The sequence below is a fragment of the Micrococcus sp. LASM2_SD2 genome (assembly GCF_057364565.1).
Genome location: NZ_JBNFOB010000033.1, coordinates 1 through 13,813 on the forward strand (window position 1 = coordinate 1; position 13,813 = coordinate 13,813).

The 13,813-nt window shown below is 68.2% G+C and carries 12 protein-coding genes and 1 pseudogene; 6 read left to right on the forward strand and 7 right to left on the reverse strand.

The genetic code is table 11. From position 1 onward, the window contains the following. Nucleotides 1–421, reverse strand: a 421-nt coding sequence (locus tag AC2W7A_RS03425; RefSeq protein WP_485990127.1) for an ATP-binding cassette domain-containing protein, incomplete at its 3' end; no start/stop codon positions are given. A 243-nt stretch (nt 422–664) separates the two neighbouring features. Here AC2W7A_RS03425 and AC2W7A_RS03430 point away from each other — a divergent pair. From AC2W7A_RS03430 to AC2W7A_RS03445, 4 genes are all read left to right on the forward strand, one after another. Then, a complete protein-coding gene (locus tag AC2W7A_RS03430) occupies nt 665–1,120 on the forward strand; it encodes a GNAT family N-acetyltransferase (protein WP_485990128.1) in 456 nt (151 codons plus the stop codon). A 439-nt stretch (nt 1,121–1,559) separates the two neighbouring features. After that, nucleotides 1,560–2,054, forward strand: a complete 495-nt coding sequence (locus tag AC2W7A_RS03435; RefSeq protein ID WP_485990130.1) for a hypothetical protein — start codon at nt 1,560–1,562, stop codon at nt 2,052–2,054. A 94-nt stretch (nt 2,055–2,148) separates the two neighbouring features. Further along, nucleotides 2,149–2,403: a hypothetical protein gene (locus AC2W7A_RS03440; protein ID WP_434988520.1), complete on the forward strand. Its 255-nt coding sequence runs from the start codon at nt 2,149–2,151 to the stop codon at nt 2,401–2,403. Beyond that, nucleotides 2,400–3,137: an EcsC family protein gene (locus tag AC2W7A_RS03445; RefSeq protein ID WP_434988521.1), complete on the forward strand. Its 738-nt coding sequence runs from the start codon at nt 2,400–2,402 to the stop codon at nt 3,135–3,137. Before AC2W7A_RS03440 ends, AC2W7A_RS03445 begins: the two co-directional genes overlap by 4 nt. On the opposite strand, the gene AC2W7A_RS03450 is transcribed toward AC2W7A_RS03445, so the two are convergent. The 6 genes and pseudogenes from AC2W7A_RS03450 to rimK form a co-directional block, all read right to left on the reverse strand. Next, nucleotides 3,098–3,739, reverse strand: a complete 642-nt coding sequence (locus AC2W7A_RS03450; RefSeq protein ID WP_485990131.1) for a GIY-YIG nuclease family protein — start codon at nt 3,737–3,739, stop codon at nt 3,098–3,100. The two genes, AC2W7A_RS03445 and AC2W7A_RS03450, sit on opposite strands and share 40 nt — an antisense overlap. 11 nt (nt 3,740–3,750) lie before the next feature. Further along, nucleotides 3,751–4,800, reverse strand: coding sequence for a restriction endonuclease (locus AC2W7A_RS03455; protein WP_485990132.1), 1,050 nt, complete (start codon nt 4,798–4,800; stop codon nt 3,751–3,753). Nucleotides 4,801–5,018: 218 nt separating this feature from the next. Next, nucleotides 5,019–6,593 carry a GmrSD restriction endonuclease domain-containing protein gene (locus tag AC2W7A_RS03460; RefSeq protein ID WP_485990133.1) on the reverse strand — a complete coding sequence of 525 codons (1,575 nt, stop codon included), beginning with the start codon at nt 6,591–6,593 and terminating at the stop codon, nt 5,019–5,021. Nucleotides 6,594–6,638: 45 nt separating this feature from the next. Continuing rightward, entirely contained in the window at nt 6,639–8,033 is a 1,395-nt protein-coding gene (gene dnaB, locus AC2W7A_RS03465) for a replicative DNA helicase (protein ID WP_485990134.1), read from the reverse strand. A 602-nt stretch (nt 8,034–8,635) separates the two neighbouring features. Then, a complete protein-coding gene (locus AC2W7A_RS03470; protein WP_485990136.1) occupies nt 8,636–10,597 on the reverse strand; it encodes a choline/carnitine O-acyltransferase in 1,962 nt (653 codons plus the stop codon). A gap of 34 nt (nt 10,598–10,631) precedes the next feature. After that, nucleotides 10,632–11,854 (reverse strand): annotated as a pseudogene (rimK, locus tag AC2W7A_RS03475) (30S ribosomal protein S6--L-glutamate ligase). 26 nt (nt 11,855–11,880) lie between these two features. Here rimK and AC2W7A_RS03480 point away from each other — a divergent pair. Beyond that, nucleotides 11,881–12,381: an ATP-dependent zinc protease family protein gene (locus AC2W7A_RS03480; protein WP_485990137.1), complete on the forward strand. Its 501-nt coding sequence runs from the start codon at nt 11,881–11,883 to the stop codon at nt 12,379–12,381. Between the two features lie 173 nt (nt 12,382–12,554). After that, nucleotides 12,555–13,583 carry a succinylglutamate desuccinylase/aspartoacylase family protein gene (locus AC2W7A_RS03485; RefSeq protein ID WP_485990138.1) on the forward strand — a complete coding sequence of 343 codons (1,029 nt, stop codon included), beginning with the start codon at nt 12,555–12,557 and terminating at the stop codon, nt 13,581–13,583. Nucleotides 13,584–13,813: the final 230 nt, after the last annotated feature.

The window sequence follows — 13,813 nt, forward strand, 5'->3', positions numbered from 1 at the left end:
GGTGGCCGCTCGCGCGGCGGGCGTAGTCGTCGTCCGCGGCCCGGCCGGCCCTCGGCCAGCGGCGCGGGGTGGCGGCCTCGAGACGGTCCAGGACGGCGAGCGACTCCCCGATGGCATCGTGGATGAGGTCGCCGACCGTGCGGTCGTCGTCGGCGTCGAGGTCCTGCTCGACAAGGGCGAGGGTGCCGGCGCGGGTCACGGTACCCGAGTCGGGCGCCAGGGTGCCGGCCAGCACGTGGAGGAGGGTGGTCTTGCCGCGGCCGTTCTCGCCGACGATCGCCAGCCGGGAGCCGGCGGAGACCGTCACGTCCGCATGGTCCAGGACGGTGCGGTCGCCGAGCATGAGGGTGATGCCCTCGGCTCGGATGTGGGCGGAGGCGCCCGCAGGCAGGGCAGGGGCGTGGGGAGGGGTCAGAGTCATCGTGGTCTCTCAGCTCGTCATGGAGCCGGGCAGCACGAAGGGGCCGCCCGGCGGGATGCCAGGACGGCGAGCGGAGTCAGGGAAAACGAGTCGCCGCCGCCGTCAGCGGGCGGAGCGGAGCCTCATCGATGCGATGCCTCTGTATGCCATGCAGACCATCGTATCAGCGGCGGCAAGAGAGGGCGGGGCGGGGTTAGCGGGCGCTGGCGGGCGGCGGCCCGCCGGCACCGGTAGCCTCCCGTCATGACCCGCACCCTGGAGGAGATCTGGCCTCCCTACGGCCTCGTGGTGGAGTCCGGCGACCTGCGGATGACCGCCTTGCGCGAGGCGGACGTCCCGGAGGTGCTCGACGTCGTCGCCGGCGGGATCCACGACCCGTCCTGGGCGCCGTTCGCCTTCCCGTGGACGGACGCCCCCGCGGAGGAGATCCCGGCGAACTGCATGCGGTTCTTCGCGTCCACGCTGGCCCGCACCCAGGGCGGCGGCGCGAGCATCGAGCTGGTGGTCCGCCGGGCCGGGCGGGTCGTCGGCATGCAGGCGATGAACGGCGCCGACGTCGCCGGGTCGCGCAGCATGGAAACCGGCTCGTGGCTCGGCCTGCCGTTCCAGGGGCAGGGACTGGGCACCCGGATGCGGCGCATGATGTGCGTCCTCGCGTTCGACGGCCTGGGGCTCGACGTCGTCACCTCCTCGGCCTAGGAGGACAACGCGGCCTCGCGTCGGGTCAGCGCGAAGGTCGGCTACCGGGAGACCGGCCGTGGCCAGGCCGAGCGCCGCGGGACGCCGACCACCGAGGTCCTCTTCGAGCTGCGCCCCGACGAGTTTGTGCGCGCCGACGAGCCGGTGCGGATCACGGGCGCCGACGAGCTGCGGCGCTTCCTGTGCCTGGCGTGAGCCCCACGGAGGCCGGGGCCGCCCGCGGGACCGTCGGAGCCGTCGCGCGAGCCTCGCCGTCCCGGCGCGGGCGGGGTAGAGAGGGACCCCATGACCCGCTTCACCGTGCCCCTGGACGAGGCCCGTCCTGCGTTCCTCGCCGCGCTCGACGCCTTCGAGGCCGCCGTCGACACCCTGAACGACCTCGCCCTGCTCGGCCCGAGCCACGCCCACGGCTGGTCGCGCCTCGACTGCTTCGTCCCACGTGCGCGCGGGCTTCCAGGAGATGCTCGCGGGGCTGCCGGCCCGCACGGACGCCGCGCCGGACGTGGATTCCGCCTCGTACTGGACGAGCTGGGAGGAGGAGGCGGACGAGGACCCCGTCCCGGGGATCCTGCAGACCCGCCGCACCGCCTCCGCCTACGCCCGCCCCCCGCACGCGATGGAGCACCTGCGGCAGGTGGCCGCGGGCCTGCGACACGCGGTCCCCGCCCTCGACGACGGCACCCACGACTTCCAGGGCCACGTGCTCACCAGCGGGGACCTGCTGGCCACGTGGGCCATGGAGCTGGCCGTCCACCACCACGACCTCGACCTGCCCGCGGACCTGCCCGGCCCGGACCCGGCGGCGATGCGCCTGGGGCGGCGCACCGCGGACGCGCTCGCCAGTCGACCCGACGTGGGCCGGCGCACGTCCGACGACGACGGCGCGGACGGCGATGACCTCACGGTGATGCTGGCCGGGTTCGGCCGGGGCTGAGACCCGTGTGACGGGGCGGACGCCCCCGAGCCGAGGGCGTCCGCCCCGGCCGCTAGGCTCACGCCATGACCTTCGAGGACACCCTCCCCCAGAGATGAGCGCCTACGAGCGAGAGACCTGGCAACGCCTACAAGCCCCTTGGGACCGCCAGGCGAAAAGGCGGGCGCTCCCCACGTGGCTGACTGACGCGGGCGAGCGGTCCGCGAATGTACTGTCCAAAACCGCGAACAGGATCGGGGACCGCATTCCCGACGCGGTGAAGGAGCACTCCCGGCAGGCCACCGAAATCCTCGGCGACAAGGTGCTCGGGCCCACGGTCAGGGGGCTGTTGCCCTGCTCGACCTGGTGAATAACTGGTCCGCCGAGTTGAATGACCCGCAGACGGTCGTGAAGATCGCGAACAAGAAGGGTCTGGAGATTACCGATGTCTCCGAGCTGCGCGGCCGCGACCTCAAGGCGTGCGACCGCCTTCTGACCCGCAACACCCTCAAGTGGCGCACCTTCGGGGCGCTCGAAGGCGGCAGCATGGGCGCGTTGGCGATGGTGCCGGTCGCCGGCCTCCCTACCTCTCTCACAGCCGACCTGCTGGTGATCCAGGTCCTGAGCACGTCGATCGCCAGCCGGGTCGCCTACTCGTACGGCTTCGATGCGAAGGACCCTGCCGAGCGAGAGTTCATCCGCCGGCTTGTCACCCGTTCCTTCATGGTCCAAGCCGGGCGCGCAGCCCCCATGCAGCAGGTGGCGAACGCCGCCGTAGCGACACACGGGCGTCAGCGGTGGTCCCAGAACCTACTGCGGGACCATCGGCTGGCCGCAGCTCTGAAGCGGCTCATGGAGAACGCCGGTGCCGCCGGACCGCGTGCCAGCGTCCAGAACGTCAGCAAGGCCTTGCCGGTGATCGGCATCGTCCTTGGCGCCGGGACCAACTCAGCAGTCCTCGGGGCCGTCGCAGCCGACGCGCAGCGTTACTGCCAGACGCGCTTCCTGAGCGAGAAGTACGGCCTCCTGATGCCGGAGGCATTCGGAAGCACGACCTCGAATGATCAGGACGGCACCGATGGGGAGATCGTCGAGGAAGCCTGACTCAGTGCCGCCTCCATCATCACCTTCCGCGCCGCCTTCAGCAGCGGCCGCGGGCCGGCATGGGTCAGGTTCAGCGGCGGGTTCAGGGAACTGATCACCCCACGCTCGACGTCGGCCAGCGCCACCGCCTCGGAGGGCGGCGTCCAGACGCGCAATGCCAGGTGCTCGGTCATCCACTCGGTAAGCCGCAGGTCCGACCCCTCCGTCAATGCGAACGTGGCCGGCGCCGTCGAGGTCGTCGATGCCGTCGCCCGTGGGACGGGCACCAGGCCCAAGTCGTCCCGCAGCAGCGCGGCGAACGACCTCCGCACGGTGGACCGCCCGGTCTTCCCGGTACCGAAGTGCTGCCGCACGTCCCGCTGGGCCAGGCTCTTCTCCGCCTTGCCGACGTAGAGCAGGCCGCCGGGGCCGACCGGCGCGTCCAGCGCCCCGGCCTCCTCACACGACGGTCTCACCTCGGAGATCGCGTACAGTCCGCGCCCCTTCAGAAACTCCACACCGTCCGCCGCGAGGGCCTTGACGCCACCAGGCGCGGTCTCAGCCCGTCGCACCCGGAACACCGGACCGTTCAGCAGCGCCTCCCGCGCCTCGGCCACCAGCACCTCCGGCTCCGTCATCCCTCATCCTCCAGCACCCACACCTGCTGCAACGGGATCCGCGCCCGCGTGGAGGCCGGCAGCCGGTCGTAGGTGAGGAAGAGCTGATCGAGCAGCGCGTCGGCGTCCCAGATGCGCATGGTCGTGCGGTCTCGTTTGAACTCCAGCTCTGCTGGTCGAGTCACCCCACCCCAGGCCACGAGGAGTGCCTGATCCGCCCGGTGCTGTGTCATCGCAGAGTGCAGCCCCCGCAGCACCCGGGAACCGATCGGGGTCGGCTCGGACTTCACCTCCACGATCAGCGTCGGCGCGTCCAGCCCCAGGGGGCCGGTGCCCGCGATGATGTCCACGCCACCGTCGGGCCCGGGTGGCGAGACCTCACACCTAAAGCCGAGCACCGTGAGAATCTCCGCGACCAGGTGGGTCAGCTCGTGCTCGCGGAACTCCCCGGCCACATGGGCGCGGATGCGGTCCCGGATGGCGACGACGGTCGGTGCCGTCTCGGGGTCCGTCACCTCGGTGGTGGCGTGGTCGGCGGGGGTCGCCACCGGACGCGGCAGCCCCTCTGTGAACCCGGGGTCAGGCTTTCCTTGAGCGATGGTCTCGAGGCGACGTTCGGCGTCGTTCCGGCTCGGCTTGAACACCGTCAAGATGCCGTTGATCGTGTACACCAGGTCCTGGCCCACCACGGTCTTGGAGACCGGCTCCCCCAGCCAGTCCACCGGCAGGGAGTGGCTGCGGTGCCAGCCAGCCTCGGCCGCGTCGTGGGCGTACGCGCCGGTGACGCGTCCGAACTGCACGTAGCCGGGCTTGGTCTTCAGCGGCAGGATGACGAGGTCACCCGGGCGGATGGAGTCCCGGAACGCCCAGAGCTGGCCGGTGTAGTTGGCCCAGCGGGCGGCGCCGTCGCCGGGGTAGGCCTCCTCCACGCGACGGCGGACGTCCTCCCGGGATGTGGCGGGTGAGAGGTCACCGACCTCGGGCCAGCCCACGCTCACGCGCCCGTGCTCGATGTTCCAGTGCTCGTTCTCCCCCCGCTGTCCCGCGCGGACCACCCATGCGCTCATCGCCACTCCCTCGCTTGCGTCCGGCCGATCATCTCAGACCACGGCATGATGAGCCGGAAATCTTCGCCATACCCACCGAGGCCACGACCTTGGCAGGAATGTTGTCCCTGGCGAAATCATCATTCCAGGGCCCATTCGCGGTCCGGCATCGATTCGCACCTACCGACGATTTCATTTATCGGCGGGCTCTGACGCTGACTACAGAACCAACGAGACCCTCAGGCCATAAGGCTGTTCGCGAAATCCAGAAGCTTCTTTGAACGGTCTTCGATAAACTTTTCATAGTCATCGTCAAAAACAACATCACCAATTAGTGCGGAATCTAGAATCTCCTGCAAGGCTTCCGAAGGCATGTTTTGCTTGTAACGACTCGGAGACTTCCCGCCCAAGGTCTTGTTATCAGCCGCAGAGATCATGGCAAAATTCGAAAGCGCACCAATGGCAACAGTGCCAGTATAGGACTGCTTAAGAAATGCCTGCGGATAGATGTGGTGAAATTCAGACCTGTTGTAAGCTTTGAGGACCGCATTAAGGTCGACCGGGCTAGCCGAAACAAAACTGCGTGGTGTGGCCTGGACGAGGAGCAGGACAAAAGTCTTCGAATCTACGGCGCTCACTTGGAACTTCCGCTCCGTGAAAAAATCCTGATCAACGTTGACTGAGATATCCCCAAGGGCTGATGGCTTGCCATCCTTCAACTTAAGAACTTCGTCAATGTCACGCTTCAGATTCCGCAGAACGCCAGCACTGTACCGTTTCGAAAAGAACGATCGCCATAGCCAGCGCGTCAACACCTCCCGCTGGCTATTCGTAACCTTAATCGAACTCCCCTCTTTGTGCGCAAAGAACACTGACAAGGGAACCAAGACCGCCGTGTATGGCAGGTTCCCCAGCTTTGCAACTTTCAGCGACCCCTTCACGAAGTCAATGGCGCCCTTAATCCCGTTTGAGATCTCATCAAACCTCTCACGGAGTTCTGCCCCATTCATATTCATCAGGGTATCGGGAGCAGCATCGCCAGCGATGATTGCCGAACAGCAACGAAGCATAAGGTTTGAGTCTGCCCCAACTTCTCCAAACCCAAAGGGTGCCAAAATCTCCGTTAGTTCTTCAAATTTCTTCTGCAGATCGAAGTCTTCTCTCCACGTCCACGCCGACAATAGCTGAAGGACGTCTAACTCGACGCCAAGGCGATTAACTCGCTCGAAGACAATAGCGACCTTCCCCCGATTATCCGTAACAATATCCTGTGTGGGGATTTTTGCTTCTTTGAAGTTGGCCTGCACCTTGTCGATGATTTCAACTTCCGAATCACTCAGGTCCCGAGTGGCCTTGCGGTATTCGGTGGTATTGAAGAAGGTGTTGATAGGGAAGTGCCGCCCGGGATCCGCCACTTGGCCCTCATCCAGGATAATAAACTGACTCTCTTGAAGGTCCTCGTCCGCCGCAAAGTCATAATAGATAGTCGGCCACTCACTTGCACCTTCAGGCACCAGGTCTGTTTGGAATGTACCAAAAATTGACGTCAATCGCTGCTGCCCATCAAGCACATAGTTGATTGGGAAGTTGTCCTCCGGGTCCGGGAGTTTAAAGGGACCAAGCTGGCGTTCAGTCTTCAATCGCTCTCGTGTTTGCCACAATATGACCGAACCAAACGGATATCCCTTGTGGATCGAGTCCATCAAAAAGGAGATTCTTTCCGCATCCCAGACAAATCCGCGCTGGAATGCCGGGATACGAATCTCTCCCCTTTCGACGCGATCGATAAGATTGCGAATAGAAAGTTCGCCCAAGGCTTTCCCCTCCCGAGAATAGTTTGGCGGAAGCCCCCTTGCGACTCAAAACCCGCCAGCACCCCCGCCATCCTGTGCGAGGTTGCTAAACCGACTGTAGTGCCCCTGGAACCCCACCACAATGGTCTTCGTGGGGCCGTTGCGGTGCTTCGCCACGATCAGGTCGGCCTCGCCGGCACGCGGGGACTCCTTGTCATACACATCTTCACGGTGCAGCAGGATCACCATGTCCGCGTCCTGCTCGATCGAGCCGGACTCACGCAGGTCGGACACCTGGGGCCGCTTGTCCGTACGCTGCTCAGAACCACGGTTGAGCTGGGACAGCGCGATCACCGGCACCTCCAACTCCTTCGCCAGCAGCTTGAGCGCACGCGAGAACTCGGCCACCTCCTGCTGACGGGACTCGACCTTCTTGCCCGAGCTCATCAGCTGCAGGTAGTCCAGCACCACCATCTTGAGGTTGTTCTTCTGCTTCAGCCGCCGGCACTTCGCGCGGATCTCCATCATGGACATGTTCGGCGAGTCGTCGATGAAGAACGGGGCGTCGTTGAGCCGGCCCACGGTCGCGGCGATCTTGGACCACTGGTCATCCCGGATGGTGCCCTTGCGCAGGTCCTGCAGCGCAATGGTCGCCTCGGCAGACAACAGCCTCATGGCGATCTCGTTCTTGCCCATCTCGAGGCTGAAGAACACGGTGGCCATGTTGTGGTGCAGCGCCGCCGCACGCGCGAAGTCCAGCGCCAGCGTGGACTTGCCGACCGCCGGACGGGCAGCGATGACGATCATCTGACCCGGGTGCAGACCCTGGGTCAGCTCGTCGAAGTCGTAGAAGTCGGTGGGCACACCGGTCATGCCCTCGCCCTGGTTGCCCGCGGCCTCGATCTCGTCGACCGTGTGCTCCATGATCTCGGACAGCCGCACGTAGTCCTCGGACTGGCGGTTCTCCGCGACCTTGTAGATCTCGGACTGCGCCTCGTTGACGATCTCCTCGACCTCACCGTCTCCGGTGTAGCCCATCTGGGTGATCTTCGTGCCGGCGGTGACCAGGCGGCGCAGCACGGCTTTCTCGGCCACGATCTCCGCGTAGAAGCTCGCGTTGGCGGCGGTCGGCACGGACTGGATCAGCTCGTGCAGATAGGCCGGACCGCCGGCACGGGTGAGCTCCTGGCGCTTGTTCAGCAGGTCCGCCACGGTGACGGCGTCGGCGGGCTCCCCGCGGCCGTAGAGGTCGATCACCGCCTCGTAGATCATCTCGTGGCTCGGGCGGTAGAAGTCGTGGCCTCGCAGGATCTCCACCACGTCCGCGATCGCATCCTTGGAGAGCATCATGCCGCCGAGGACCGAGCGCTCCGCCTCGAGGTCCTGGGGCGGCAGCACGCCGCGTTCGGAGGAGCGGCCGCCGTCGTCGTAGGCGCCGGAGTCTCCGTACTCGTCAGACATCTTCCGGATTCTCCCTTCCCACGGCGCGGCACGACGGCGGCCTTCGAGCCGGCGGAACCGGCCCCGTATTCCTCTGTGAATCCCCCGCTCGCCGCAGCGGTCTCAAGTCCGCCGCACCAACATGCAGGACGTCGATGCGGCGGAGGACACCTCCCGTCACGGGACGGCGGATGGACGCCGACGTAGTGGTCACCTGCCGGCCAATACCCACCGCCTGCGACGTGGGGATAGCACAGGACACTACCCGCGCCGCGGAACCTGTCACAACCGCGTGTTCCACACCTTCTGTGGACGGGGTGTGGACAGTGCGGCGTGTCGTGTGGATTGCGCGGCGTGGCGCTGGGGACAACACTGTGGGGGAAACCCACAGCAGACCGGAAACCACCCTCTGACCAGGCATGATACCGCTCCACGCCTGTGGGAGAAGATTTCTACCTGGGAGTACTCTGATCACTGCATCACACCTCGAACCCAGGTTTGACCCCTGTCTCACCCCGGTGTTATAAACCCCTTTCCACACCGCAATCCACAACATCCACATCTGTGGAGAACACGTGTGGACAAGCGCCCACAAGCTGGGGACAACGAGGTTGACAGCCCGATCAGCCGCCCTCGCCCACGGCCTTCAGCATCCCGTCCACGAGCTCCGCGGCCCACCCCAGCGCCTGCAGGAACCGCTCCGGCGCGGCGGCCTCGCCGGCCCAGTGGCTCACCGTGAACTCGAGCCACTCCTCCCCCGGCGTGTAGGCCACCCCGAAGCCGTCCTCCACGGAGGGCACGAACGCATACCGGACCACCTGCGCCGCCGACCCGATCGACGTGGTGGACAGGAAGTCCTCCCGTGCCGCCCGCACTCCGGGGTGCTCCACCAGGGCCGTCAGCGCTTCGCCGCCAGAAGCGGCAGCGTGACGGCCCGAGTCCACTCCGTCCTCATCCGCACCGCCGCGGACTCCCACCGCCTCGGCTGCCAGGCCCAGCCCGAACAGGTGCCGGTCCACACCGTTTCCGGCCTTGCACGCCTTCACCCAGTCCCGGTGCGCGTCCAGCACGGCCACGAGCAGTTCCCGCCACTCACCGGCAGGCCGCTGCCCCACACTCCCCTGGGCGAGCGCCTCCACCAGCGCAACGAGCTCCGGGGTCACCGGCCGCAGGCACTCGGTGCGCCCGGCCTGGTGCTCGCGCATGTCCACGGACTCGTAGTGCCCGCGCACCCGCCCATAGGCGAGGCGCTGGGCCAGCGCCACCACCAGCTGCTGCACCGCGTCCAGGCTGACCTTCATCCCGGCCGCCCGCACGTCCGGCTTCCGCGTGCGCACCACACACACCCGCAGCTGCTCGGACCTCTCCGTCACCCCTGCCAGCAGGCTCTCTGCACGACCCGTCATGTTCCGCGTCAGGTTCCAGCGGAGCTCACCGACCTCTGCGGACCCACCCGTGGCGTCACCCTCCACCACCACCTCCTGCATGCGACGCACGGCCTCCACCAGGGTCGCCCCGTCCACGGTGGAGTGCTCCACGTGCATGGCGGTCCAGCCGTCCGAGAGTCGGTGCAGGTAGGAGATCGGCCGATACACCCAGGCCAGGGCAGGATCGGTGAGGCCCTGGCGGATCGCTGCGGCGTCCCGGACAGCCACCATGCCGGTCCCGTCCACCAGCGCACCGGGCCCGCCATCCACGCCCTCACCTGGACCCTCCCCCCTACGCTCGCCGGTCGCACCGTCCATCAGGGTGAGGGTGAAGAGCATCTGCCGCAGCCGTTCGTAGACGGCCTCGTTCTCCGGGTCCTGAAGCACCTCAGGCATGAGCTCTGCCAGATGCGCCGAGCCCAGCGCGGACAGCGCACCGAAGGCCGGATCGCCGCCGCGGCCGTCGGCCCCGTCCTCGGCGCTCCCGGGTTCTACAGCCCGACCATGCGCCTGCCGCACCACCCAGCCCACGGTCGAGGCGAGCTCTGCTCTGCCCAGGAGGCGGCCGTCGTCGTGGGTGAGGGGCACCGCGAACAGGCGACCTCCCACCACCAGGCCGGCCTCACGCCGGGCCGCGCCAGGCTTCGCCGCACGGAAGGTGTCCGCGCCCTCGCCGGGCTCGCGCAGCCCGCCGTTGAGGCAGGCGAACTGGGCAGGATCCACCGGCGAACCACGCCCGTCCACCGGCGGCTCGGTCTCCCCGCGCGCCTCGGCCACGTGCACGGCGGCGGCACGCCACAGCACATCCGCCGCCCGCTCGACGGGGTCCTCCACGGCGCCGCCGGGCTGGTCGCGGCCGAGGGCCACCTGGAACACCACGTTCGTGGACAGCGGCAACGGCCGCCGCTCGGCGAAGTAGCCCTGCAGCCACGGCTCGGACATCCAGTTCCGCCCGGCCGCGTCCTCCGCTTCCGCACGGGCCACCAGCGCCTCGCGCAGGGCGGGGCCGTCCTCGGCGAGCAGGCGGTCGGCGAGCGCCCGGACCTCCTTCGCGTCCTGTGGCCTCACGGCCGCCACCATGCGGACCAGCCGGTCCATCACCGGGGCGGTCTCGGCCACGGGAAGGTGCTTCAGGGCGGGGCGCGCAGAAGAGGTCATGGCCCCATGCTGTCAGCCCCCGGCGGAAGCGCCCTCAGGCCTCCCTGTCCGCGGGCGGCTCCTCCGCCACGGGCTCGATGATCGGGTTCTTCGGCAGCTTGCGCACGCGCTTGGGCCGCTTGGAGCGGGCCGGGATGAGCGAGCGCATGTTCTCGTGCTTGCCGAAGCAGAGCAGGCGGTCGTTCTCCTCGAGCTCCTTGTCCGCGTTCGGGTTGGGGTACACCTTGGTGCCGCGGTGCAGGGTGAGGACCTGGATGTCCTTCTCCCACAGGCCGGACTCGCGGATGGTCTTGCCGATCATGTCCGCGCCCATGTTCACGGAGATCTCGGCCACCCCGTAGCCGGTGGAGACGGCCAGGCGCTGGCGGACGTCGATGTCCGGGAACCCGGCCTGGTCCGCGATGTAGTCCACGATCGCGCCGGCCACGTCCAGCTTGGTGGCGCGCTCGATGCCTTCCAGGCCCGGGGAGGAGTTGACCTCCATGACCAGCGGGCCGTTCTCCCCCTCGAGCATGTCCACGCCGGCCACGCGCAGGCCCATGATGCGGGCGGCCCGCACGGCCGTCTCCTCGAACTCCGGGGACAGGTCCACCTTCTCCACGGTGCCGCCGCGGTGCACGTTGGAGCGGAACTCGTCGCCCTGGGCGGAGCGGCGCATGGCGGCCACCACACGGTCCCCCACCACGAGGGCGCGGACGTCCTTGCCCTTGGACTCCTCGATGAACCGCTGGATGAGGACCTGTTGATTGGTGCCGTGCAGGGTCTCGATGATCGCCTCGGCCACCTTCTTGGTGGGCGCCAGGATCACGCCGATGCCCTGCGTGCCCTCGAGCAGCTTGATGACCACGGGCGCCCGCCGACCATGTCGATCGCCTTGGACACCTCGCCGCGGTTGCGGACGAACACGGTGGCGGGCATGTCGATCTCGTGGCGGGACATGATCTGCGTGGCGCGCAGCTTGTCCCGGGAGTTCATGATGCCGGCGGCCGTGTTGGGGGTGTACACGTCCATCTGCTCGAACTGGCGGACCACCGCGGTGCCGAAGTAGGTCACGGAGTTGCCGATGCGCGGCAGGATCGCGTCATACGTGGACAGCGGCTTGCCGCGGAACAGCAGGTCCGGCTCCTCCGTGGACAGGTCGATGCCGAACCGGAGCGTGTCCAGGACCTTCACCTGGTGACCGCGCTCGAGGGCCGCGGACTTCAGGCGCTGCGTGGAGTACGCGCGGAGCGATCGGGACAGAATGGCGAGCTTCACCGGGCATCTCCTGACAAGATAGGGGCGTGTCAGAGTCTAAGCAGGTCACCCCGGAGACGGCAGTCGAGTCCGTCACGGTCGGATGGCGCGAATGGGTCTCCCTTCCGGAGGCCGGCGTCCCCTGGCTGAAGGCCAAGATCGACACCGGTGCCCGCACCTGTGCCCTCCACGCCTTCGACGTGCAGCAGTTCCGCCGCGACGACCACCCGTGGGTGCGCTTCGAGGTGCACCCCTGGCAGACGTCCGCGAAGGACGCCGTCACCGTGGAGCTGCCCGTGGTGGACGAACGCACCGTCCGCTCCTCCAACGGCCGCGCCGAGGTCCGCCAGGTGGTGATGGTGCCGCTCACCGTGGCCGGCCGCACCCTGGACGCCGAGGTCACCCTCACGGACCGGGACGAGATGGGCTTCCGCATGCTCATCGGCCGAGAGGTCCTCTCCCGCGGCTTCCTGGTGGACTGCGCCCGCTCCTACGCCGGCGGCATCCCGCCGCGCGCCATCCGCCGCCGCAACTGGGGCAAGCGGTGACCGCGGACCAGAACCAGCGTCAGCCCAAGGTCGCCGAGCCGGGGGTCACCGCGTCCACGTCCGTCCCGGGCGAGGACGTGCCCGCCCGTTCAGGCCCGACGACGGCCGCCGCACCGTCCGCACGCACGGCGCCGGGCCGTCGTCGTCCCCGTCCGTCCTTCGCCTTCGGCTCCGTGAAGGTGCGCGCCGGGCACCGGCGCGAGGTGTCCCTGCCGATCTCCCGCACCATCACCGGCGCGGACATCACCCTGCCGGTGCACGTGTTGCACGGCCGCGAGGACGGGCCCACCGTGTGGGTGTCCGCCGCGATCCACGGCGACGAGGTGGTGGGGATCGAGGTCATCCGCCGCGTGCTGTCCCAGCTGAACCCCAAGCAGATGCGCGGCACCCTGATCGCGGTGCCGATCGTCAACGTGCTCGGCGTGCTCGCCGGGGACCGGTACCTGCCGGACCGCCGGGACCTGAACCGGTCCTTCCCCGGCTCGGCGCGCGGCTCGCTGGCCTCGCGGATCGCGCACCTGATGATGACCGAGGTGATCAGCCGCTGCGAGGTGGGCATCGACCTGCACACCGGCGCCGACCGCCGCTCCAACCTCCCGCAGATCCGCTGCGACCTGGAGGACGCCCGCACCCGTGAGCTGGCCGAGGCCTTCGACGCCCCGGTGATGTACCACGCCCGCCTGCGGGACGGCTCCCTGCGCGCCGCCGCCCGCGAGGCCGGTGCTCGGGTCCTGCTCTACGAGGCCGGCGAGGGCTGGCGCTTCGACGAGTACGCGATCGCCCCCGGGGTGGAGGGCGTGCTCCGCGTGCTCGCCGCGATGGACATGGTGGACCTCGCCCCGCTCGGCGTGGAGCCCGCCACGCAGCGCGGGGACGAGTACGACGCCGACGTCCCCGCCGTGGTGGACGCCATGGGGGACGAGTCCGAGCCCGTGGCCCCGGACCTGCCCGAACGGCACGTGGTGTGGCGCTCCGGCTGGGTCCGCGCCCGCAAGGACGGCATCCTGCATTCCGAGGTGGTGCTCGGCCAGCTCGTGGAGGACGGCGAGCGCATCGGCACCCTCTACGACTCGTTCGGCCGCACCGTGTCCGCGGTGAAGGCGGACCGCACCGGCGTGGTCATCGGCCGTGCCGAGGCGCCCCTGGTGAACCGCGGCGACGCGCTCGTGCACATCGGCGAGACGGGGCCGAAGCCGGACTGAGCCGGGTCATCATCTACCCACGATCACTCCGACTGAAGGAACCGCCACACGGGCCGGTTGTTTAATTTGAAACGGGAGTGACCCCGGCGTAGCCAGAGCACCGTGCACACCAGGCCGACGGCCCAGCGCGCCGGACACCACGCCCGTGCCGCCGAGCAGCGCCGGGGTCGCCGCCGGAATTGCCCGGTGAGGTGGGGCCGCCGCCCACACCCGGCTGGGTCGGGGCAGGA